This window comes from Hymenobacter latericoloratus (assembly GCF_014199535.1).
In the GTDB taxonomy this organism is placed as follows: Bacteria; Bacteroidota; Bacteroidia; order Cytophagales; family Hymenobacteraceae; genus Hymenobacter; species Hymenobacter latericoloratus.
The window spans coordinates 64,816-85,746 of sequence record NZ_JACHNV010000006.1; the positions used below are offsets into that span (position 1 = coordinate 64,816).

Below are 20,931 nucleotides of genomic sequence, written 5' to 3' on the forward strand. Positions count from 1 at the left end.
CAGTGAAGATGCGGCTTAGATAAGCATGCGCAGCGGGTCTTCCAGCAGGCTCTTCAGCGTCTGGAGGAAGGCGGCGCCGGTGGCCCCGTCCACTACCCGGTGGTCGCAGCTCAGGGTCACTTTCATCACGTTGCCGATGGCCAACTGACCATCTTTTACCACGGCGGTCTGCTTGATGCCACCTACGGCCAGGATGCAGGCATCTGGGGGGTTGATGATGGCGGTGAACTCCTCGATGCCGAACATACCCAGGTTGGAGATGGTGAAGGTGCTACCCTCCCACTCGGCGGGCTGCAGCTTCTTGCTCTTGGCTTTGCCGGCCAGCTCTTTCACCTCGGTGGCAATCTGCGACATGCCTTTGCCGTCGGCGTTGCGCACTACGGGCACCAGCAGGCCTTCGTCCACGGCTACGGCCACGCCAATGTTCACCACCTTGTTCTGGCGGATTTTGTCGCCGAGCCAGGAGGAGTTGATGGCCGGGTGCTGCTTCAGGGCCACAGCTGAGGCTTTGATCACCATGTCGTTGAACGACAGCTTCACCGGCGACAGAGCGTTGAGCTGGGTGCGAACCTCCATGGCGCGGTCCATCAGGATTTCCATCGTCAGATAGAAATGCGGAGCCGTGAACAGGCTCTCCGACAGACGACGGGCAATTACCTTGCGCATCTGCGACACCGGCGTATCGGTGTAGGTACCTTCGGCAGCGGCAGGCGCTGCGGGGGCAGCCACCGGAGCCGGCGCGGCTTTCGGCTGCTCGGGCAAAGCGGCCTGAATGTATTCCGACTGCACTGCAGCGGGCTGAGCCGGCTGCGAAGGAGCTGCGGTGGCAGCAGCCGGAGCAGCGGCAGCCGAGGGCTGGGCTTTTTCCAGGTCGCGGGAAACGATGCGGCCGTTTTCGCCCGAGCCTTTGATGGTGCTCAGGTCAATTCCTTTATCCTTGGCAATGCTCTTGGCCAGGGGCGAGGCGAAGATGCGGCCACCGTTCTGGGCCGGAGCGGCTTCCTCAGCCGCCGGAGCCGGGGCCGACGAAGTAGCCGCAGCTGGCGCAGCTTCCGCCGCCGCCGGAGCCGGCGAGGCGCTTCCGCCCGACTGACCGCCGAGCAGGGCCTGTACATCGGCGCCTTCTTCCCCGATAATGGCCAGAATGCCGTCCACCGGAATAGCCTCGCCTTCTTTCGGACCTACGTAGAGCAGGGTGCCGTCTTCGTAGTTATCCAGCTCCATGGTGGCCTTGTCGGTTTCCACTTCCGCCAGAATATCACCGGATTTTACTTTGTCGCCTACTTTCTTGAGCCAGGCGGCAATAGTGCCTTCCGTCATCGTGTCGCTCATTTTGGGCATCCGGATGATGGTGGCTTTCTTGCCATTGCCAGCGGGGGCAGCGGCCGGAGCTGCGGAGGGTGCCGGAGCGGCCGGGGCAGGGTTTGGAGCGGGGGCGGGGGTAGGCGCCGGAGCCGGCGCAGCTTCTGCCTTCGGAGCTTCGGCGGCAGCGGGGGCCGGAGCAGCACCGCCACCGCTGAGCAGCGCGGAAATATCTTCGCCTTCCTTACCCACAATAGCCAGCAGGCCATCTACGGGCACGGATTCCCCTTCCTTCGGGCCGATGTGAAGCAGGGTACCGTCCTCGTAGTTTTCGAGTTCCATCGTGGCCTTGTCGGTTTCCACCTCAGCCAGGATATCCCCGGATTTCACTTTGTCGCCTACTTTTTTGAGCCACGAGGCAATGACCCCTTCGGTCATCGTGTCGCTCATTTTGGGCATTTTTATGAGTTCGGCCATCTGCGTCTTCGTTGGGTTGAGTGGGGCCAAAATTAGCCCGAATTTTTGGGGGTGCAAACGAAAGGCACTCTTCTGGGAGCAGGCAGAAAACAGCGAATTTTCGCCTTTGCCTTTTGCTCTCCATCATGCCCTTAGGATTACGGGATTACACCGCTTCCTGTAGGTGGCGCGTGTCCAGGAAGCTGCGGACGGTAAACAGGGAGCCGGTGTAGTCGAGCTGGTAGAGGCAGAGGTTATGGTGCTCGAAGGAATCCATCTGGCTGAGGGGGTAGCCCAGCAGCTGGCAGAGCAGCACGCGCATGGCCCGGCCGTGCATGCACACCAGCACGGTTTCTTCCTCGGGCCGGGAGGTAAGCAGCTCAATCACGGGACGTTGGCGGACCGCTACGTCGTCGGGGCTTTCGCCGCCTTCCATCCGCACGTGGGTGCGACCGGCCTTCCAGTCCTGCAGCACCCGGTGGTACTCCTCGTCTTCTTCGGGCGTGATGCGCGTACCCTCGCGCGTGCCCCAGCTGATTTCGTTGAGGCCCGCGTGCTGCTCGTGGGGCAGGCCCAGCTCCAGAAAGCCCTGCACCGATTGGTGGGTGCGCTGAAGCACGGAGGTGTACACCTTATCGAAGGGCACATGACGGTAGGCCGCGAAGAAACGCGCCGCCTGCCGACGCCCAGCCTCATTCAGCGAGGAATCGACGCCACTGCCCTGTACAATTCCGCGCACGTTGAAATCGGTCTGCCCGTGGCGGATGAGGTAGATTTTTTTGACGCTCACTTTCCCGCTAGTTTTGCTGTTTCTGCTTTAAAGTACGGCCTTTTCGCCGGAAAGGACGTGCCGAGAGGCAGAGTTTGTTCTTCTGTTTTACGTAGAGGCAGGGTAGGTCGGGCCGGAACATCGGGCGCCGACTTTGTTATAACGGAAGAGAGGCCGCATCCTTTTTCCGGGATGGCCCCGCCTCTTCCACCCCGCCCCTATCCATGACGCTGGAGCAAATCAAACAGTGGGTCAGCACCCGCCCCACCCTGGCCGACGCCCTCGGCATTGAACTCACTGCCTTCACCGACGAGTACCTGGAAGGCCGCATGCCCGTGGATGGGCGCACCCACCAGCCCATGGGCCTGCTGCACGGCGGCGCCTCGGTGGCCCTGGCCGAAACCCTGGGCAGCGTGGCCGCCGCCACCAAGCTCGACCCCACTAAACAGGCCTGTGTAGGGCTGGAAATCAATGCCAACCACATCAAAGGCGTGCGCGAGGGCTACGTAATTGGGCGGGCCACGGCCTTGCACGTGGGGCGCAGCACCCAGGTCTGGGAAATCCGGATTACCCACGAGGAAACCGGCGCCCTGGTGTGCATCAGCCGCATTACCATGGCCGTTATCGATATACCGCAGACAAAACCGCAGGCATGAGCAGTTTGCAGCGCATTGCCTGGAAGCCTGAACTACCCGTAGGCGAGCGGCTGCGGCGGCTGGTGGCCCTGGCCCTGACCAGCGGCCGGCCCGTGGCCCTGTGGCGGCTGCCCGGCGCCGAGCAGCCCCGGCTGTGTTTGAGTCTGAAGGTTGATTCGGCCTACATAGGACTACCGCCTGCCCTGGAGCCCACGGCGCCGGCCGGTTTTGCCTTTTTTCCCTTCCGCGACTCCGACCACAACCCACCGCTGTTCCTGCCCGCCGACCTGTTCTTCGACCTGGCGAAGCCCGAGGAAATTCAGGTGAGTGCCGCTGCTGCGGCGCGCCTGCCGGAGCTCCGGCAACGGTTTGCTACCCTTCCCGAAACCACCGAACTGCCCTGGCACCTGAGCCGGCAGCCCGCGCCGGCTACTGCTTCGCAGGCTGAGTACGAGGCGCTGGTAGCGGCCGGCGTAGCAGCTATTGAGGCTGGCACGGTGCAAAAAGTGGTATCGAGCCGGGCGGTGCGCCGGCCCCTGCCCGCCGGGTTTGATGCCCTGGCAGCCTTTGCCGAGCTGCAGGAGCGTTACCCCAATGCCTTCGTATCGTTGGTGAGTGCGCCGGGGGTAGGAACCTGGCTGGGCGCTACCCCGGAGGTGCTGGCCGAAATCGACGAAGACCAAGTGTTCCGGACCATGGCCCTGGCGGGTACTCAGCCCCTGCTACCGGGCATGAAACCCGCTACGGCCAAATGGGCCCACAAAGACCTGGAAGAACATGCCATGGTGGCCCGCTACATCGTGAACTGCTTTAAGCAGCTGCGCCTCCGTGAGTACGACGAGCGGGGTCCGCGCACGGTGGCGGCGGGCCAGATGTTGCACCTGCGCACCGATTTCGCCGTGTACCTCACCCAGGTTCCTTTTCCTACCCTTGGTACCGATATGCTGCGGCTGCTGCACCCTACCCCCGCCGTGGGCGGCGTACCCAAGCAACCGGCCCTGGAGTTTCTGCGCCGCCACGAGGGCTACGACCGCGCCTACTACGCCGGCTTCCTGGGTCCCGTCAACCTACCCGATGCCGGCGTGGCGCGGCTTTATGTGAACCTCCGTTGCCTGCAGCTGCGCGCCCAGGAAGCCATTCTCTACGCCGGCACCGGCCTCACTAGTGATTCTGATCCCGCCCGCGAGTGGCAGGAAACCGAATTGAAGTTGCGCACCGTGGGGGCTATTCTGCAGGAACCTTCCCCGGCTTCAGCGTAAATAAAGCGTCGTTATTTACTTGCCTTCCTCTATGCGTACTACCCTCCATCAACAGCTCGAAGCCTACGTCACCCGCAACAATTTTCCGGCGGAGAGCTGGGCGGCCCGCGGCCTGCGCCCTTCCGACGACGATGTACAGCAGGAAATGCAACAGGCTGTTGTTGATTTCGTGCGGCATCTGCAGAGTGCTCTGCGCACGGCCGCGCCGGGCAGCCCGGAGCTGACGGCCGCCGTCCAGTCGTTTTTGGAGGAGTGGGACACCGACGATTTCGATACCGAGGAACGCGAGTTTCTGTACGATGTAGCCTGCGACATTATGCGCGAAGCCGGTGTAAAGCCCGAAGACATTCACATGTAGCAGCCGGTTATAGCCTCGCTTATACACAATTGTTCTGACGTAGCTGCTTTCCGCTCCTGCTCCTACTTCCTTCCCCCATGTCTTCCCTCCAAGCTGTTCATAACATCCCCGAAATCTGTGCCCGGCTGGGTGTCACGGACGTGGTGCTGTCGCCGGGCTCCCGGTGCGCGCCGCTGACCATTGCCTTCGCGCGCCACCCGGAAATTAGGGTGCGGACAGTGCCGGATGAGCGGGCGGCGGCCTTTATCGGGCTGGGGTTGGCACAGACGCAGCGGCGGGCTGTAGCATTGGTGTGCACCTCAGGCACGGCGGGCCTGAATTACGCCCCAGCTGTGGCAGAGGCGTATTTTCAGCAGATTCCGCTGGTAGTCTTCACGGCCGACCGCCCCCCGGAATGGATTGACCAACTGGACGGTCAGACCGTGCGGCAGACAGATTTGTACGGGGCCCACGCCAAAGCCTCGTTTACTTTCCCTACTGATACCACCCACGCTGATGCCCAGTGGCACGCCACCCGCCTGGTGTCGGAGGCTATTGGGCTGGCTGAGCAGTTTCCGGCCGGACCGGTGCAAGTGAATGTGCCTTTGCGGGAGCCCTTCTACCCCAAAGCCGGCGAGGAGCTGACGTTTGGCCCAGTGAAAGTAACCCGCGAGCTGCCCGGCCGCCCCCAGCTGCCGGCCCCTACCCTCGCGGAGCTGGCCGAAGCTATCCGCAGCACCAGCCGGGTGCTGGTGGTAGCCGGTCAGCACCCCGCCGATATGAACTTGCTGCTGGCGTTACACCAGTTTGCGGCGGCCTACCAGGTGCCGGTGGTCGGCGACCTGATTGCCAACCTGCACCTGCCCGCCGCCGTGGGCTACGACCAGCGCCTGCGGCCCCTGGGCCGCCAGGATGTATTTATGGCCGTACCGGAACCGGGCCTGAAAGAAGCCCTGAAACCGGAGCTGCTGATTACGTTTGGCCAGTCGCTCATCTCCAAAGCCCTGAAACTCTACCTGCGCAACGCCAAACCGGCTCAGCATTGGCACATTCAGCCCGCAGGAGTAGTAGCCGACACGTTCCAGTCCTTGACCAAGACGATCCGTATGGAGCCGGCCGATTTCTTTGTGGCTCTGCTGACGGTGGGCACACGTAGTATAGCGGATAGTATAGCTGCCTCTGAAGCTCTTAATACTAGCTTGATTCCTGGCGCAACTATAGCTTCTCAAAGTTCGAATTCAACTGTTACCGCGCCTAGCCACACCGCTGCTCAGGATGCCACCCGCGTAGCGGCAGCTCCTACCCCCGCCGGCACGCCAAGGCTTACCTGGTCGGGTAGCGGCGGACAGCTCAGCGAAGCGCAGACGATGACTAAAGCTGCTTATCTGAAGCCCTGGTTGGCCGCCGAAAACTGGGCGACTGGCTTCCTGCAAGAATTCATGCAGCAGCCCAAACAGCCGTTCAACGAGTTTACGGCCATTTACCAAGCTCTGCAGCAACTGCCCGACCACGCCGCCCTGCACCTCGCTAACAGCATGGCCGTGCGCTACGCTAATATCCTGGGGCTGCCGGCGGGCCGAAACATCGAAGTATTCGCCAACCGGGGCACCAGCGGCATTGACGGCTGCAATAGCACGGCCGTAGGCTCGGCTCTGGCTCAGCCCGAGCGGCCTGTAGTCTTGCTTACCGGCGACGTGGCTTTTTTCTATGACCGCAATGCCTTCTGGCACAACTACCCTACCCCCAATCTGCGCGTCATCCTGCTTAACAACCATGCGGGTGGCATTTTCCGCCTGATTGACGGGCCGCGCCAGCAGCCGGAACTGGAAGAGTTTTTTGAAACGCGCCAGATGCTGCGCGCTGAGAATACGGCGCGCGATTTTAACCTGCGCTACTTCGCCGTTTCGTCTTTCGCTGAACTAGAGTCGGCGCTACCGGTTTTCTTTGCACCCGAATCCGGCGCTAGTCTGCTCGAAATTACCACCGACAGCCAGACCAACGCCGAGTTCTTTGAACAGTACCGGGCTGCGGTCCGGACCTCATTTTCCTCCTAACTACTGCCCACCTTATGGCCGAACAACTGACCTGGACCCCGATTAAGGAGTTCCGCGAAATTCTTTTCACGCAGCACGGCGGTATTGCTAAAATCAGCATCAACCGCCCACAGGTGCACAACGCCTTCACGCCCCTCACGGTGCAGGAGATGATTGAGGCCATGGATATCTGCCGCAACCGCACCGACATCGGCGTTATCATCCTGACGGGTGAGGGCGGCCGGGCCTTCTGCTCGGGCGGCGACCAGAGCGTGCGCGGCCACGGCGGCTACGTGGGTGAGGACACCGTGCCCCGCCTGAACGTGCTGGACCTGCAGAAAATGATTCGCTCCATCCCCAAGCCCGTAGTAGCCATGGTGGCCGGCTGGGCCATTGGCGGCGGCCACGTGCTACACGTTGTCTGCGACCTGACCATTGCTGCTGAAAACGCCCGTTTCGGCCAGACCGGCCCCAACGTGGGTTCGTTCGATGGCGGCTTCGGAGCGAGCTACCTAGCCCGCATCGTAGGTCAGAAAAAAGCCCGCGAAATCTGGTTCCTCTGCGACCAGTACAACGCCCAGGAAGCCCTGGATATGGGCCTGGTCAACAAAGTGGTGCCCCTGGAGCAGCTGGAGGAAACCACCGTAGCCTGGTGTCACAAAATCCTCGAAAAGAGCCCCCTGGCCCTGCGCATGCTCAAGTCAAGCTTCAACGCGGAGCTCGACGGACAGGCTGGTATTCAGGAGCTGGCTGGCAACGCTACGCTGCTGTACTACCTCTCCGAGGAAGCCAAAGAAGGCAAGAACGCTTTCATCGAGAAGCGCAAGCCCGACTTCTCGAAGTTCCCCAAGTTCCCGTAAGCGTATCTCCTACCCCAGCAAAAGGCCCGTACCGTAACGTACGGGCCTTTTTTTATACCTGTCAGCACGAGGAGCGCGGCGGTAGCTGCTTGGCCCAATCCTGCTATATTGCCCCCGTGCTTCGGCCCGGAGCGCACCGGGGCGTAGGGCCCCATCCATCTGAATGCTTTCCAGTCTTAACAATTTCCTCTATGGCTGAATACCAGGTTAAATCGATGGAATCCCGCACGTTCCGGCTGCTGACGGAGGGCGCCGCGCTGGGTGAGCTGCACTACACCGAGTGGTTTTCGTTTAAAGCGGTGCTGACCCTGGCCGATGGCACTTCGCTGCGGGCAGAACCTAAAGGGTTTTGGGGAACTACTATTGAGGTGAAAGACCAGCAAGCATCGGTGTTACTGAGCTTTAAGATGCACTGGAACGGCAACATCGTGCTGAAATCCAGGCTGGGCGGCGAAGGCCGGGCGCTGGTTCTGAAAAACCAGAGCGTGCTGAAAAACACGTATGTGCTGCAGGACAAACACGGCCAGGAGTTGCTGACCATCCAGCCTGATTTCAAGTGGAGCAACGCCAACTACGACTACACCCTGCACAGCACCGACTTGTTTGAAACCGTTGAGGATAAGCACCTGCTCTTGCTGACAGCCATTCACTGCACCAACTATTACATGACCGTATCGGCGGGGGCGGTGGCTACTATGGTGGCCGCTACGTAAGCCTGCGTACTCGAAACATACTCACCTTTCCTTACCCCATGAAATCGTTGCTACTCCTGCTGCTGACCAGCGCCGCTACCGTATCGGCAGCGCAGGCCCAAGCCACCACCACAACGGCGGCGGCTCCTGACCCCCAAAAAGACGTGCGCGTGGTGCAGGCTTCCTGCGGGCAGTGCCAGCTGGGCCTGCCGGGCAAAAGCTGCGACCTGGCGGTGCGCTTCGACGGGAAAGCTTATTTCGTGGACGGCACCACCATTGACTCGCACGGCGACGCCCACGCCAAGGACGGTTTTTGCCAGACCATTCGGCGGGCCGAGGTGCAGGGCAAGGTAGTGGATAACCGCTTCAAGGCCACGTACTTCAAACTATTGCCCGCGGCCGGCAAAAGCAACTGATGCGCTTGCGCTGAGCTGGCGGCCGCGCAGTATGAAATCCGGGCAAGGTCTTCGCAGCCAGTTTATGGCTCCTGGGTAACGTTTGGCGGGAGTGCCGCTGGCATAAGGACGAAGGGTGTGGCACTAACTGCCCTAAAAACGGCAACGCTACCTTACTGGGGTAGCGCTGCCGTTTTCAGGCCTCATGGCACTACTCCAGATTAGAAGATGGAGCCATACGCGGCGCAGCCTTCGCACCACCCGAAAAAGTTGCGCAGGCGCTCATCCTTTACTTGTTTCTTCAGCAGCTTACGGGCTTTGCGGGCGGCGTCCTTCACGGGAGCAGCAGCCGGCACGGCTACTTGGTTGCGAAACGTGAGGTAGCGCCGGAAAACGCAGGTTCGGGCCAGAACAAACGGACTTGGGGCGGTGGGCTGCATGGCGTTTGGTGGTTGGTGACTTGCTTAAGATACAACGTTTGCCCCGCGAAAGTCAAGCGCCACCACACCTGCCTCCTATTGGTCGGGAAGTTCGCCGAGCATAGCGGTTATCCTGAAAGGTCGCCTTTGCCCGGCGGCCCGTCGTACTCTCCTGCATCAGCCCATACCCAGCCGCCTACGCCTGAGCCCATGAATAACCCCGAGTTTCACCAGGCCATTCGCCGCATCCGGCGTCTGCACTGGGTGCACTTCCCGGCGCAGGCGCTCCTGATGACAAGTGTTGTGCTGCTGGCTAGCCGCGGGGTAGAGGCCGGACAACCAACGCGCCTGCCGGCGGCTTCCTGGCCCGTGCTTATTCTGCTGAGCCTTCTGATTCCGGTAGTGGGCGCGCTGCTCTGGTGGCTATACCGGCGGATGCGGCCCAACCTGCGGCGGCGGTCCGAGGAGAATCTGCGTATCTATCAGAGCCGCCTGATCCTGCGCAACAGCCTCCTAAACCTGCTGAGCCTGCCGCTGCTGGTTTCGTACTTTCTGACCCGCAGCCCCTGGGAGCTGGTAGCTGGCGGAGGGCTCCTGCTGGTGTTGTGCCTGCTCACGGCTCCTTCGGCCAGGGCCTACCAGCGCTGGCTGCTCAGCTAGAACATAAGAATGGCAGCCTGAGCCGCTGGTTTTTCGTTTGATGTTCCTATGACCCCTACCCCCTCCCTCCTTCCCGACTCCCTGCTGCTCAACGGCCGCGAATTTCGCTACCACGACCTGCAGCAATACCCCGCCAACTCGCCCACCGACCTGAATGGCTACGAAGCCCGGGTGCTGGATTTCTGCCGGCAGTGGTTGAACGGGGCCCAGGAGTTTACCCTGCACACCTCCGGCTCTACCGGCACGCCGCAGTCGGTGACCATGACGCGGCGGCAGCTGGAAGCCTCGGCCCGCCGCACCGGCGACTACTTCGACCTGGGCCCCGGCCAGCGGATGCTCGTGTGCCTGAACTGCGAGTACGTGGGCGGCATCATGATGCTGGTGCGGGCCTTCGAGCGGCGCATGCACCTGACCATTGTAGAGCCCCAGGCCGACCCGCTGGCGCTGGTGCCCACGGAGGCGGACTTTGATTTTACCTCCTTCGTGCCCCTGCAGCTGCGGGCCGTGCTGGCCGCCGGCCACGCCCCGCGCCTGAACCGCCTGAAGGGCATTCTGGTGGGCGGCGCCGCCGTGGACAAAGGGCTGGAGCGCGACAGTCAGCTGCTGACGGTGCCCGTGTATCTTACGTACGGCATGACGGAAACGGCCTCCCACATTGCCCTGCGCCGCCTCAACGGCCCAAACCCTACCCCCACGTACCGGGTGCTGCCCGGCATTGAGGTGGGCCAGGATGAGCGGGGCTGCCTTACCATTGTGGCCGACGTAACGCGGGGCCAGCTCATCACCACCAACGACCGGGTACAGCTGCTGGATGCGCACACGTTTGAGTGGCTGGGCCGGGCCGATTTTGTCATTAACAGCGGCGGGGTGAAAGTGCCGGCCGAAAAAGTAGAGCAGGCGCTGGAAATAGCCCTGATGGAGCTGGGCCTCACCACGCGCGCCTTTGTGGCCGGGCGGCCCGAGGAGCGCCTGGGCGAGCAGGTAACCGCCTTTCTGGAAGGCCCCGCGCTACCCGCCGCGCAGCAACAGCAGCTCCAGGCTCTGCTGAGCCGGCGCCTGGGTAAGTATGAGGTGCCGCGGGAGCTGGTGTTCGTGCCGCAGTTCAGCACTACGGCCTCCGGCAAGCTCGACCGCCTGGCCACCATGCGCAGCGTACTATAAACTATCCGGAGCCAACGGAGGGGCCGAAAACCCGGTGTCATCCTGAGCGGAGTGCAGGGCTCTTGCCACCAGCTATGCAAGAAAATCAGCTTCCGGAGAAGGTTTTGGCTCCCACTCAGAATGACACCGGGTTTTGGTCGGTTCTTTTTGCTGACAGCCAACCAAAGCACTTGGCTTGCCGGAGCAACCTGGTTTTCTGGCGCAACCTCGCTTGCCCTACTACGGCGCAGGTGGCCGGCCTGATGCGTACAGCCGGAGAAGCCAGGGCAGCTATTGGTTTTGTTAAAATATCCGTTGTTTTGTGCAAGCTTTTTACCTCATGCATCCGGCGCTGCAGTGGGGCACGGCGCACCCGGTACTTTGCAACGACCCGCCCCGTCGCCTACCCCTCCCAGACCAGCCAACCCAGGCATTATCTGGTTCTCCGGGCAGACCGGTTTCTTTTTTCGCTACCTCTTTTTTATTCACAACCTCACATGAAGCATTTCTTCTCTCTTCTCGCCCTGCTGCTGGTTCTGACCACGGCCAGCCAGGCCCAAACCCCGTCGGCCGTGCGCCCCGTGCAGGCAGATGCTATCCGCTACGAATTTTGTGAGCTGATGCGGACGGGAGCCGTCAATCTGGGTAAGCCGGAGAAGGAAAAGAGCGGCGACATTTACGTGGATTTCGGCTACGGCTACGAGAAGCTGGGCGGCTCGGAGCAGGTAGTGCGCGAGGCCGGCAAGATTCAGGTGTTTGCTACCACCATCAGCGCCCTGAACTACATGGGCAGCCGGGGCTGGGAAATTGTGCAAATTCTGGAGCAGCCCATCAACTACACCAAGGGCGAGCCCAGCGAGTACGTGCGCCGCTACGTGCTGCGCCGGCCGCTGTCGGCGAAAGGCGTAGCCGGGCCGCGCTAGTTTCGGGCAGCGCCGGCTTCGGTTGGCCGGCGGCAGCAATCAACAAACCCTTACTTCCGGCCCGGAGGTAGGGGTTTGGGCGTTTTCAGGGGGTAGGAACGGGCCCGAGCACCCCGTAGTTATTCGGCGGTTTGGCGAAGGCGGCTGTTTTCCAGGCCTCGCTGAGAAAAAAGCCGCTCGTGGCCGCGCACTACTTTAAGCAAGTCGCCGAGGAACAGCTTGACGCGGCCAAAGAAAATAATGCCGCTCATATCGTCCTGGGGCAGTTTGCCGGCGGCCATTACTTGCCGGTAGCCGGTGCCGGCTCCTAATCCTATCCAGCGAAAAACGCGGTAGTGCGCGGCAATGGAAGGCTCGATGACGAACAGAAACTGGTTGTTGGTGCGCCGGATGCCGCCGTCGGGGAAGTAGTACTTGGTGTAGTAGCTGCCGCCGCCCAGCTGCAAGGGCGTGCTCAGCTCCCAGCGCGGATTGCCAATAAACACGTACTCGCCGTAAGCGGCCAGGTAGCGGAACCGCACCTCGTCGCGGGTGCCGGCGGGGGTGCCTTCGGGCTGGGCAATGCGGGTAGGCACCCCACCCGACAGACGGTACACGCCGAGGCCCGCGCGCCACCGCCCGCGCCACTCAATGCCGCCTTTCACCCCATTGATGCCCACTACTTTCCCGTTCAGAATGGAAAAGCGCTGGTCGAACTGAAACACGGCCCGGCGGTGGCTCTGGCGCACGAAGGTAGTGTCGTAGTAGTACGCGGGGGTAGCGGCGGCCCGGCCAGTGGTGGCGCTGAGCAGCAGAACGGACGAGGCCAGGAGCAGGCGGGATAAACAAGCGGCTTCCACGGCTCAAAAGTACGCCGTCGCGCGGGGGAAGTTGTACCCGGGCGTTACGCTTCACCCTACCTCACAGCACACCTCACCGGCGGCGGCCGCTGCTTCGCCCGCATTAGTTGCCGTCACGGCCTGATTTTCAGCCATGTTTACGGTGTCATCTACTCCTGGCGCATATGGCACTCACCCCCGATTTTCTGTTTTCCCTGGCCAACCCGGTGGCTATGCTGGGCTGGGCCCTGCTGATCCTGGCCCCGCACTGGGCCGGCACCCGCCGCCTCGTGCTGAGCGGCGCCCTACCCCTGGTGCTGGCCGCCACCTATGCCCTGCTGATCGGTAGCCACTACCTCGGGGCCCAGGGGAGCGAGGGAGGTTTCGGCTCCCTGCAGCAGGTAGCCGCACTGTTCCGTGACCCGTGGGCCCTGCTGGCCGGCTGGGTGCACTACCTCTGCTTCGATTTGTGCCTGGGTGTCTGGGAAAGCCGGGATGCCCGGCGGCGGGGGGTGCCGCACCTGCTGCTGGTGCCCTGCCTGCTGCTCACGTTTATGCTGGGCCCGGTAGGCCTGCTTCTCTACTCCTGGGTGCGGCGTTTCTACGGCGCTGCTGCTACCTCGGGTTCTTCTGCCACGCATTAGCTTCTCGCCACCATGTCTGCTATTCTACCGCTGAAAGCGCGCTCTGCTACCCTTCTACGGGCGCCCAACCGCCGCGCTTCTTCCCCGCTCGCCTATGTTGCCGAATGGCTGCGGGTGCTGCACCGCGTCAACCCGGTTTTGTCGGGGGCGGGCTGGCTGCACGCGGGGCTGCTGCTGCTGGCGCTGGTGCTGCTCCTCCTCGACCACCGGCTGGTAACCGGGCTGCCGGTGTGGGTGAAGCCGGCCAAGTTTGCACTGTCGGGCTTGCTTTACCTCTGGACACTGGGCTGGCTGCTAGCCGATTTGCCGGCTGGGGTGCAGAAGCCGGTGCGGCGCATCAGCCGGGGGGTAGCCCTGAGCATGGTAGTGGAAATGGTATGCATTACGGGGCAGGCCGCGCGGGGCACTACCTCGCACTACAACATTGCCAGCGGCTTCAATATACTGGTATTCAACCTAATGGGCGTGTTCATTCTGCTGAATACTGTTCTTACCATCTGGGCCGTGTACTTGGTGTGGCGGCACCGCCCGCACGGCAGCGCCGACTACGTGTGGGGCGTGCGGCTGGGCCTGCTGCTGTTCCTGGTGGGTAGTGTGCTGGGCGGCATGATGATTCACCAGAACCAGCACACTGTGGGCGCCCCCGATGGCGGCCCCGGCCTGCCGGGCCTGGGCTGGAGCACCCGCGCCGGCGACCTGCGCATTGCCCATTTCCTGGGTCTGCACGCTCTGCAGGCGGTGCCCTTGCTGGGCTGGGTGCTGGGCCGCACAGTGCCCCGGCGCGCCGCCCTCCTGACGTGGCTGGGAGCAGTGCTGTATGCCGGGGAGATGGTTTGGCTGTTCATGCAGGCACTGGAGGGCAGGCCGCTTGTAAACTGGTAAGCCAAAAGTAACTCAGCCTCGGCTGTCTCGGCTGCGCCCGAGAGCCGGGGCCGAGTTACTTTTGGTCCGGCGTCGTTCACTCTGTTACTTCAGCTGCCTGAATTTGCGCCGGATTACTTCCTGCACCGGCACGTTTTCGATTTTGCTTTCCAGCCAGGAAATGATGTCGAGGTACAGGAAGGGGCGGCGCTCGTAGGGGTTTTCGGCAATACCGATGAGCTGGTTTTTGAGCTTGATGAAGGCATCTTTCAGCTCGAAGGGGGCCACGTCGCCGAGGGTGCGCAGGAACTGGAAAATGGCCTCCTGCATCTGCTGCTGGTCGTTCAGTTTGCCCAGGAAACGGTACACCGAGCGGATCTGGTAGTCCAGGGCTTCGTCGCGGCCGGCCTCGTAGTGGGCAATCAGGTTGAGAATGCGGGCAAAGCACTGAATGTCTTCGCGCAGGCTCATTTCCTTGAAGTAAATAACCTTATTCAGGTAGTCAATGGCCTTGTCGGGCTGCCCGCTGCCGAAGTACAGACTGGCAATTTTGTAGTAGAACACCAGCCGCCGGTGCGAGTCGAGCTGAAGGCGGAAGTAGTCCAGCTTTTCCAGCAGTTCCGGAATAATGGTGAGGCCCTCCGTGAACTGCCCGCGCATGAAGTAGCCGTTGAGGCGGTTGGTGTAGAGGTACAGAAACAGCAGCATTTCAATGTTGGGGCTGGTGCGCCGGTCGGGGTCGGCGGCGTAGGCCTCCAGTCGCGCCAGCACCTGCTCAAACTTGCTGTAGTACAACATATTGTGCGCCGTAATCAGCAGGTTGTGCAGGCCCTTGATGTAGAGCATGGCCTGCTGTTCGCGCATCAGGGGGTTGTGCTCAAACAGATCCACCCACTTCTGGGCGTAGCGGAAGCAGAAGCAGAAATTCTGGGTGATGGTGTAGTACCAGACGTGGGCCTGGTAGTAGTACAGCTGCTCGAAAAAGCCGGCCTCCCGCGGGTCTAGCGCGGGTAGCCCCTCCCGGAAGTAGGCCGTGATGTTGTCGTGGTCCTGCTGGTTGCGGGTGTGCCCGATTTTGAGGTAGCGCCCATACATGCGCAGGGCCAGGTTAGACAGCTCATGCTCGCGGGCTACGTGCCGCACGGTAGCCGTGGCCTCATCCGACAGTTGCCGGGCCCGGCCGCGCAGGCTGCGGGTAATGTACTGGCCCTCAATCAACTTCTCAAAATCCAGCGCCAGCAGCACCATGTGTTTCATTTCGGCCTGCTGGGCCTGGGCCTTCACTTTTTCCAGCATGCGCAGGCTTTGCTGGTAGAGGCCGCGGTTGTAGAGCACGCGGGCGTAATCTAGCTGTTCATGGAGCTGAATATCAAGGTTGTGGCCGGCGTGGTACATGCGCAAGCTGGCCAGCAGCTGCCGGTACAGGTTGGCCTTCAGATTGGCTACTTGCATTTTTTTGATGGCCGGCACCTGCGCCAGCACCCGTTCCTCATCGTAGCGCTCCTGCCCGTCGAGGGCATCGAAAAGCTGCAGAAACTTCAGTCCATCGGCGGAGCCCTGGCGGTTGGCAAACAGGCGGAAGTGCCGCTTTTCGGTGCGGGTCAGGGTCTTGATGAGCTGAAAAACCGGGTCGGTGTTTTCGTTGGGCATTGTAGTTGATCAAAACACAATCAGTTGATTATAAGTATTTTACATTCAAAATACAAAGATTTTGAAATAGTATCTAAGTAAGAAAAAAGTTTTACGAGTGATTAGCGGCGGTGGTACTTGCAGGCATCCTACCGCCGTAAAGATGATATGCCCGAGCCTTTTTCCACCTCCTGGTCTGCACTATTTCTTCTGCTGGCTGCGGCAAGTAGGCGAGTGGGCGTGCTGAGGGCAGCGCCCGCTGGCTGCACCGCCAGCAGCTGCTACGGGCCCGCCGGAATAGAACCCCGCCAAGTCGCGGGCGGGCTTTGCGCTGCCGGTTGCCCTGCCCCTGCCTGCTGCGGCTGCTTTCCATGAAACCCGCTTTACTGCTGGTGCTACCGGTTAGTATGCTGCCGCTTGCGGGCTGAAAGAACGGCGGATTCATTGGCACACAGCCCACCTTTCTTGGCCCGGGGCCGCGGCAGGCTTTTTCCTGCGGCTTCTTTCCTGTTCTCTCCCCCAACTCTGGATTTTTTATGTACTACAGCAGTAATACCGTCGCTTTTCTGGATGGCGAGTTTGTGCCGGCCGAGCAGGCTACCTGCGGGGTGTATGCCCAGTCGTTGCACTATGGCTACGCCGTGTTTGAAGGCATCCGGGCGTACGGTACCCCGGCTGGTACCCGAATTTTTAAGGCGGAAGAGCACTACCAGCGGCTGCAGTACTCGTGCAGGTGCGTTGGCTTGCCCCTGGAGTATTCAGTGGAGGAACTCACGCGCATCAGCTACGAGGTGCTGGAGCGCAACCACCTGACCGACGCCTACATCCGGCCGCTGGTGTACGCCGCTACCCCCAACATGAGCCTGAAGGCCGCCAACCGTAGTAACCTGCTGATTGCGGTGTGGGAATGGGGCAAGTACCTCGGCGACCAGCTCCTGCGCCTGACTGTTTCGCCCTACGAGCGGCCCAACCCCAAGGCCGTGCCCATTGAGGCGAAAGTGGCGGGCCATTACGTCAACTCCATCATTGCCAGCACCGAGGCCAAGCAGCGCGGCTACGACGAAGCCCTGCTGCTGGACCTGCACGGCTACGTGGCCGAGGGCCCGGGTGCCAACTTCTTTTTCGAGCGCAACGGCGAGTTATACACGGCCCCGCAGGGCAGCATCCTGCGCGGCATCACCCGCAACACCGTCCTTGACCTGGCCCGCGAAGCCGGCATACCGGTGCACGAGCAGCTCTTCCGCCCCGAGGAGCTGCGCACCGCGTCGGCCGCTTTCATGACGGGCACGGCCGCCGAGGTTATCGGCGTGGCTTCCGTGGATGACATCGTGTTTGAAAAGCCGTTTCAGCACTCCATTGGCGGCATGCTCGCCAGCCACTACCAGGCCCTAGTAACGGGGCAGGCAGTGAGCCGTAGCGCCAGTTTCGCCGGGCAGCCACGCTAGGTAGTGGCTTAGGGCACCTCCCCCCCAACATCAACAACACGCGAAGCAGGAGCTTCGCGCTAATTCCAAAACCGCCGAAATGACCCTGAACAAATACAGCCGGATTTACACCCAGGACGACAGCCTGCCCGCATCCCAAGCTATGCTGATTGGCTCGGGGCTGTCGGAGGAGGAGTTGCGCAAGCCGTTTGTGGGCATCTGCTCTACGGGCTTCGAGGGCAATACCTGCAACATGCACCTCAATGGCCTCGCCGATCAGGTAAAGGCAGGGGTGCAGGCGCAGGGGCTGGTAGGGCTGCGGTTCAACACCATTGGGGTATCGGATGGCATAACGAATGGTACGGCGGGCATGCGCTACTCCCTGGTGTCCCGGGAAATCATTGCCGACTCTATTGAAGCCATGGCCGGGGCCCACAACTACGACGCGCTGGCCTGCGTGATGGGCTGCGACAAAAATATGCCCGGCGCCCTCATGGCCATGGCCCGCCTCAACCGCCCTTCCCTGATGGTGTACGGGGGTACCATTACGGGCGGCACGTTCAAGGGCCAGCAGCTCAACATTGTTTCGTGCTTTGAGGCCTACGGCCAGAAGCTACGGGGGCAGCTGTCGGACGAGGAGTACCGGGGTATTATCCGCAATGCCTGCCCGGGACCCGGCGCCTGCGGGGGCATGTACACGGCCAATACCATGGCGGCGGCCATTGAAACGCTGGGCCTGAGCCTGCCGTTTTCCTCGTCCGCCCCGGCGGTTAGCCAGGAGAAACAGCAGGAGTGCCGCTCGGTGGGTGCCTACCTGCGTCGTCTGCTCGAACGTGACCTCAAGCCCCGCGACATTCTGGTGCGCGAGGCCTTCGAGAATGCCCTGGTGGTGACCACCGTGCTGGGCGGCTCTACCAACGCCGTGCTCCACCTGATTGCCATTGCCCACGCCGCCGGCGTGCCGCTGACCCTGGCAGATTTTCAGGCCGTGAGCAACCGCACGCCGGTACTGGCCGACCTGAAGCCCAGCGGCAAGTACCTGATGGAGGATTTGTCGGGGATGGGGGGGGTGCCGGCCGTGCTGAAAACCTTGCTGAACCTAGGCCTGCTGTACGGCGACCTACCCACCGTGACGGGCCAAACCCTGGCCGAAAACCTGGCCGACGTGCTACCCCTCGGCGCCAGCCAAGACCTCCTGCGGCCCCTCTCCAACCCCCTCAAAGCCGATGGCCACATCCAGATTCTCTACGGCAACCTGGCCCCCAAAGGCGCGGTGGCCAAAATCAGTGGCAAAGAGGGCCTGCGGTTTGAAGGGCCGGCCCTGGTGTTTAATTCCGAGCAAGAGCTCAACGAAAGCATCACGCAGGGCCAGCTTCAGCCCGGCCAGGTGGTCGTGATTCGCTACGTGGGGCCCAAGGGCGGACCCGGCATGCCGGAAATGCTCAAGCCCACCGCGGCCATTATGGGGGCGGGCCTGGGCGACAAGGTAGCCCTGATTACCGATGGTCGGTTTTCGGGAGGTACTCACGGCTTTGTGGTGGGCCACGTGTGCCCCGAGGCCTACGAGGGCGGGCCCATTGCCCTGGTCGAGAATGGCGACTGGATTACGCTGGACGCCAGCACCAACACCATGGAGGTGCAGGTTGATGCGGCCCTGCTGGAGTTGCGCCGGCAGCAGTGGCAACGGCCCCGGCCCGGCGTGCCACACGGCGTGCTGCTGAAGTATATCCGCACCGTGAGCGACGCAAGCCGCGGCTGCATCACCGATTATCAGGAGGAAGACCATGTACCCGCAAGAGCAACCCCGGCCCGCGCCAACCTCGCCTGAAACGGCAGTGGCAACGCCATTCTCAGCCCCAGCGGCCCGCCCCATTTCCGGAGCCGAGGCCGCGCTGCTGGCCCTGCTGGCCGAGGGCGTGGATACCGTGTTCGGCTACCCCGGCGGGGCCATCATCCCGATGTATGATGCGCTCTACGACTTTCGGGAGCAGCTCAACCATGTGCTGGTGCGCCACGAGCAGGGTGGCATTCACGCGGCCCAGGGCTACGCCCGGGCTTCGGGCAAGGTGGGGGTGGTGTTTGCCACCAGCGGCCCCGGAGCCACCAACCTGGTAACGGGCCTGGCCGACGCGCAGATTGACAGCACCCCGCTGGTGTGCATCACGGGGCAGGTTTTTGCGCACCTGCTGGGTACGGATGCCTTCCAGGAAACCGACATCCTCAACATCACTACCCCCGTTACCAAGTGGAACCACCAGGTAACCGACGCCCACGAGCTGCCGGCGGTGCTGGCCAAGGCTTTCTACATTGCCCGCAGTGGCCGCCCTGGTCCGGTCCTGATTGACATCACCAAAAACGCTCAGCTGCAGAAGTTCCGGTTCGGCGGCTACCGGCCCTGCACCCACATCCGCAGCTACCGCCCCCGGCCCATTGTGCGGCCCGAGTACGTGGCGCAGGCCGCCGCCCTCATCAACCAGGCCAAGCGGCCCCTGGTGCTCTGGGGGCAGGGCGTACTGCTGGGCCAAGCCGAAGCCGAGTTCCGGGCTTTCGTGGAGAAAAGCGGCATCCCGGCCGCCTGGACCATTCTCGGGGCCGGGGCCCTGCCCACGGGCCACCCCCTGAACGTGGGCATGCTGGGCATGCACGGCAACTACGGCCCCAACGTGCTAACCAATGAATGCGACGTGCTCGTGGCCATTGGCATGCGCTTCGACGACCGGGTAACCGGCCGCCTCGACAAGTACGCCCGGCAGGCCCAGGTGATTCACCTCGACATCGACCCCACGGAAATCGACAAGAACGTGAAGGCCACCGTGCCGGTGTGGGGCGACTGCCAGGAAACCCTACCCCTGCTCACGGAGCTGGTGCAGGCCCGCACCTACCCCGAGTGGCGCCAGCGTTTCCTCGACCACGATGCGGAGGAAATTGCCGCCGTCATCCGGGACGAGCTATTCCCAACTTCCGATGAGCTGACCATGGGCGAGGTCATTCAGCAGCTCAACGAGCTAACCCAGGGCGAAGCCATCATTGTGACCGACGTGGGCCAGCACCAGATGGTGGCCTGCCGCTACGCCCGGCTCAACCGTACCCGCAGCAGCATCACCAGCGGCGGGCTGGGCACCATGGGCTTTGCCCTGCCCGCCGCCATTGGGGCCAAGTACGGCGCGCCGGAGCGTCCGGTGGTAGCCATTATCGGCGACGGGGGCATTCAGATGACCATTCAGGAGCTGGGCACCATTATGCAAACGGGCATCAACGTGAAAATTCTGCTGCTGAACAACCAGTTCCTGGGCATGGTGCGCCAGTGGCAGGAGCTGTTCCACGACCGGCGCTACTCCTTCGTCGATATCCAGAGCCCCGACTACGTGACCGTGGCCCGCGGCTACCGCATTGCCAGCCGCCGCGTGGAAGCCCGCCCCGACCTGCAGCCTGCCCTCCGCCAGATGCTGGAGCACCCCGGCTCCTTTCTGCTGGAAGTGATGGTGATGCGCGAGAACAACATCTTCCCCATGGTGCCGCAGGGCTGCGGGATTGGGGAGATTCGGTTGAAGTAGAACGCAGTTCAACGGATCAAAAAGAACGCCATGCTTGATCTGGCGTCCGCTTGCCGAAGCATCTCTACCACTTCGTTGCTACCCTCTAGGTTTAGCCAGAGGTAGAGATGCTTCGGCTCCG

Annotated in this window: 20 protein-coding genes; 15 read left to right on the forward strand and 5 right to left on the reverse strand. The window is 62.2% G+C overall.

All coding sequences use genetic code 11. From position 1 onward, the window contains the following. Positions 1 to 15: 15 nt before the first annotated feature. Both GGU46_RS17380 and GGU46_RS17385 read right to left on the reverse strand, forming a co-directional pair. The gene (locus GGU46_RS17380) at positions 16 to 1,779 is read right to left on the reverse strand and encodes a pyruvate dehydrogenase complex dihydrolipoamide acetyltransferase (protein ID WP_183404837.1); all 1,764 of its coding nucleotides are present in this window, start codon (positions 1,777 to 1,779) and stop codon (positions 16 to 18) included. Positions 1,780 to 1,924: 145 nt separating this feature from the next. Next, positions 1,925 to 2,548 carry a histidine phosphatase family protein gene (locus GGU46_RS17385; protein ID WP_183404838.1) on the reverse strand — a complete coding sequence of 208 codons (624 nt, stop codon included), beginning with the start codon at positions 2,546 to 2,548 and terminating at the stop codon, positions 1,925 to 1,927. Between the two features lie 203 nt (positions 2,549 to 2,751). On the opposite strand from GGU46_RS17385, the gene GGU46_RS17390 reads away from it, so the two are divergent. The 7 genes from GGU46_RS17390 (at position 2,752) to GGU46_RS17420 (ending at position 8,759) form a co-directional block, all read left to right on the forward strand. After that, positions 2,752 to 3,183: a hotdog fold thioesterase gene (locus GGU46_RS17390; protein WP_183404839.1), complete on the forward strand. Its 432-nt coding sequence runs from the start codon at positions 2,752 to 2,754 to the stop codon at positions 3,181 to 3,183. Next, a complete protein-coding gene (locus GGU46_RS17395; RefSeq protein ID WP_183404840.1) occupies positions 3,180 to 4,421 on the forward strand; it encodes a chorismate-binding protein in 1,242 nt (413 codons plus the stop codon). The genes GGU46_RS17390 and GGU46_RS17395 overlap by 4 nt, the downstream gene beginning before the upstream one ends. A 31-nt stretch (positions 4,422 to 4,452) precedes the next feature. After that, positions 4,453 to 4,779 (forward strand): hypothetical protein, encoded by a 327-nt coding sequence (locus GGU46_RS17400; RefSeq protein WP_183404841.1) that lies wholly within the window; start codon positions 4,453 to 4,455, stop codon positions 4,777 to 4,779. 77 nt (positions 4,780 to 4,856) lie between these two features. Then, on the forward strand, positions 4,857 to 6,812 hold the full coding sequence (gene menD, locus GGU46_RS17405; protein ID WP_183404842.1) for a 2-succinyl-5-enolpyruvyl-6-hydroxy-3-cyclohexene-1-carboxylic-acid synthase: 1,956 nt from the start codon (positions 4,857 to 4,859) through the stop codon (positions 6,810 to 6,812). Between the two features lie 14 nt (positions 6,813 to 6,826). After that, on the forward strand, positions 6,827 to 7,651 hold the full coding sequence (gene menB, locus GGU46_RS17410; RefSeq protein WP_183404843.1) for a 1,4-dihydroxy-2-naphthoyl-CoA synthase: 825 nt from the start codon (positions 6,827 to 6,829) through the stop codon (positions 7,649 to 7,651). Positions 7,652 to 7,842: 191 nt separating this feature from the next. Further along, positions 7,843 to 8,364, forward strand: a complete 522-nt coding sequence (locus tag GGU46_RS17415; RefSeq protein ID WP_183404844.1) for a hypothetical protein — start codon at positions 7,843 to 7,845, stop codon at positions 8,362 to 8,364. A 38-nt stretch (positions 8,365 to 8,402) separates the two neighbouring features. Beyond that, positions 8,403 to 8,759, forward strand: a complete 357-nt coding sequence (locus GGU46_RS17420) for a DUF6370 family protein (protein WP_215906380.1) — start codon at positions 8,403 to 8,405, stop codon at positions 8,757 to 8,759. Between the two features lie 200 nt (positions 8,760 to 8,959). On the opposite strand, the gene GGU46_RS17425 is transcribed toward GGU46_RS17420, so the two are convergent. After that, the gene (locus GGU46_RS17425; RefSeq protein WP_183404845.1) at positions 8,960 to 9,178 is read right to left on the reverse strand and encodes a hypothetical protein; all 219 of its coding nucleotides are present in this window, start codon (positions 9,176 to 9,178) and stop codon (positions 8,960 to 8,962) included. Positions 9,179 to 9,367: 189 nt separating this feature from the next. Here GGU46_RS17425 and GGU46_RS17430 point away from each other — a divergent pair, with 189 nt between their 5' ends. From GGU46_RS17430 to GGU46_RS17440, 3 genes are all read left to right on the forward strand, one after another. Next, positions 9,368 to 9,817 (forward strand): hypothetical protein, encoded by a 450-nt coding sequence (locus GGU46_RS17430; RefSeq protein ID WP_183404846.1) that lies wholly within the window; start codon positions 9,368 to 9,370, stop codon positions 9,815 to 9,817. 48 nt (positions 9,818 to 9,865) lie between these two features. Beyond that, positions 9,866 to 10,978, forward strand: a complete 1,113-nt coding sequence (locus GGU46_RS17435; RefSeq protein ID WP_183404847.1) for an AMP-binding protein — start codon at positions 9,866 to 9,868, stop codon at positions 10,976 to 10,978. A gap of 476 nt (positions 10,979 to 11,454) precedes the next feature. Continuing rightward, entirely contained in the window at positions 11,455 to 11,880 is a 426-nt protein-coding gene (locus GGU46_RS17440; protein ID WP_183404848.1) for a hypothetical protein, read from the forward strand. 119 nt (positions 11,881 to 11,999) lie between these two features. On the opposite strand, the gene GGU46_RS17445 is transcribed toward GGU46_RS17440, so the two are convergent. Continuing rightward, on the reverse strand, positions 12,000 to 12,719 hold the full coding sequence (locus tag GGU46_RS17445; RefSeq protein WP_183404849.1) for a hypothetical protein: 720 nt from the start codon (positions 12,717 to 12,719) through the stop codon (positions 12,000 to 12,002). 164 nt (positions 12,720 to 12,883) lie between these two features. Between GGU46_RS17445 and GGU46_RS17450 the strand changes: the two genes are divergently transcribed. Further along, complete coding sequence (locus tag GGU46_RS17450) at positions 12,884 to 13,342, forward strand: ABA4-like family protein (RefSeq protein WP_183404850.1); 459 nt, start codon at positions 12,884 to 12,886, stop codon at positions 13,340 to 13,342. Positions 13,343 to 13,354: 12 nt separating this feature from the next. Continuing rightward, positions 13,355 to 14,224, forward strand: coding sequence for a hypothetical protein (locus GGU46_RS17455; protein WP_183404851.1), 870 nt, complete (start codon positions 13,355 to 13,357; stop codon positions 14,222 to 14,224). An 84-nt stretch (positions 14,225 to 14,308) separates the two neighbouring features. Here GGU46_RS17455 and GGU46_RS17460 read toward each other — a convergent pair whose 3' ends face one another. Next, a complete protein-coding gene (locus GGU46_RS17460; protein WP_215906381.1) occupies positions 14,309 to 15,853 on the reverse strand; it encodes a hypothetical protein in 1,545 nt (514 codons plus the stop codon). A 515-nt stretch (positions 15,854 to 16,368) separates the two neighbouring features. Here GGU46_RS17460 and GGU46_RS17465 point away from each other — a divergent pair. From GGU46_RS17465 to ilvB, 3 genes are all read left to right on the forward strand, one after another. Next, entirely contained in the window at positions 16,369 to 17,277 is a 909-nt protein-coding gene (locus GGU46_RS17465; RefSeq protein WP_183404852.1) for a branched-chain amino acid transaminase, read from the forward strand. Between the two features lie 79 nt (positions 17,278 to 17,356). Next, positions 17,357 to 19,084, forward strand: a complete 1,728-nt coding sequence (gene ilvD, locus GGU46_RS17470; RefSeq protein ID WP_183404853.1) for a dihydroxy-acid dehydratase — start codon at positions 17,357 to 17,359, stop codon at positions 19,082 to 19,084. After that, complete coding sequence (ilvB, locus tag GGU46_RS17475; protein WP_183404854.1) at positions 19,041 to 20,810, forward strand: biosynthetic-type acetolactate synthase large subunit; 1,770 nt, start codon at positions 19,041 to 19,043, stop codon at positions 20,808 to 20,810. The genes ilvD and ilvB overlap by 44 nt, the downstream gene beginning before the upstream one ends. Positions 20,811 to 20,931: the final 121 nt, after the last annotated feature.

Bases quoted from the DNA above. Each gene is read 5' to 3' on its own strand.
- GGU46_RS17425 (WP_183404845.1), bottom strand. From the start codon at position 9,178: ATGCAGCCCACCGCCCCAAGTCCGTTTGTTCTGGCCCGAACCTGCGTT.
- GGU46_RS17395 (WP_183404840.1), top strand. From the start codon at position 3,180: ATGAGCAGTTTGCAGCGCATTGCCTGGAAGCCTGAACTACCCGTAGGC.
- ilvD (WP_183404853.1), top strand. From the start codon at position 17,357: ATGACCCTGAACAAATACAGCCGGATTTACACCCAGGACGACAGCCTG.
- menD (WP_183404842.1), top strand. From the start codon at position 4,857: ATGTCTTCCCTCCAAGCTGTTCATAACATCCCCGAAATCTGTGCCCGG.
- GGU46_RS17450 (WP_183404850.1), top strand. From the start codon at position 12,884: ATGGCACTCACCCCCGATTTTCTGTTTTCCCTGGCCAACCCGGTGGCT.
- GGU46_RS17420 (WP_215906380.1), top strand. From the start codon at position 8,403: ATGAAATCGTTGCTACTCCTGCTGCTGACCAGCGCCGCTACCGTATCG.
- GGU46_RS17415 (WP_183404844.1), top strand. From the start codon at position 7,843: ATGGCTGAATACCAGGTTAAATCGATGGAATCCCGCACGTTCCGGCTG.
- menB (WP_183404843.1), top strand. From the start codon at position 6,827: ATGGCCGAACAACTGACCTGGACCCCGATTAAGGAGTTCCGCGAAATT.
- ilvB (WP_183404854.1), top strand. From the start codon at position 19,041: ATGTACCCGCAAGAGCAACCCCGGCCCGCGCCAACCTCGCCTGAAACG.
- GGU46_RS17440 (WP_183404848.1), top strand. From the start codon at position 11,455: ATGAAGCATTTCTTCTCTCTTCTCGCCCTGCTGCTGGTTCTGACCACG.
- GGU46_RS17455 (WP_183404851.1), top strand. From the start codon at position 13,355: ATGTCTGCTATTCTACCGCTGAAAGCGCGCTCTGCTACCCTTCTACGG.
- GGU46_RS17400 (WP_183404841.1), top strand. From the start codon at position 4,453: ATGCGTACTACCCTCCATCAACAGCTCGAAGCCTACGTCACCCGCAAC.
- GGU46_RS17435 (WP_183404847.1), top strand. From the start codon at position 9,866: ATGACCCCTACCCCCTCCCTCCTTCCCGACTCCCTGCTGCTCAACGGC.
- GGU46_RS17390 (WP_183404839.1), top strand. From the start codon at position 2,752: ATGACGCTGGAGCAAATCAAACAGTGGGTCAGCACCCGCCCCACCCTG.
- GGU46_RS17430 (WP_183404846.1), top strand. From the start codon at position 9,368: ATGAATAACCCCGAGTTTCACCAGGCCATTCGCCGCATCCGGCGTCTG.
- GGU46_RS17380 (WP_183404837.1), bottom strand. From the start codon at position 1,779: ATGGCCGAACTCATAAAAATGCCCAAAATGAGCGACACGATGACCGAA.
- GGU46_RS17460 (WP_215906381.1), bottom strand. From the start codon at position 15,853: ATGCCCAACGAAAACACCGACCCGGTTTTTCAGCTCATCAAGACCCTG.
- GGU46_RS17465 (WP_183404852.1), top strand. From the start codon at position 16,369: ATGTACTACAGCAGTAATACCGTCGCTTTTCTGGATGGCGAGTTTGTG.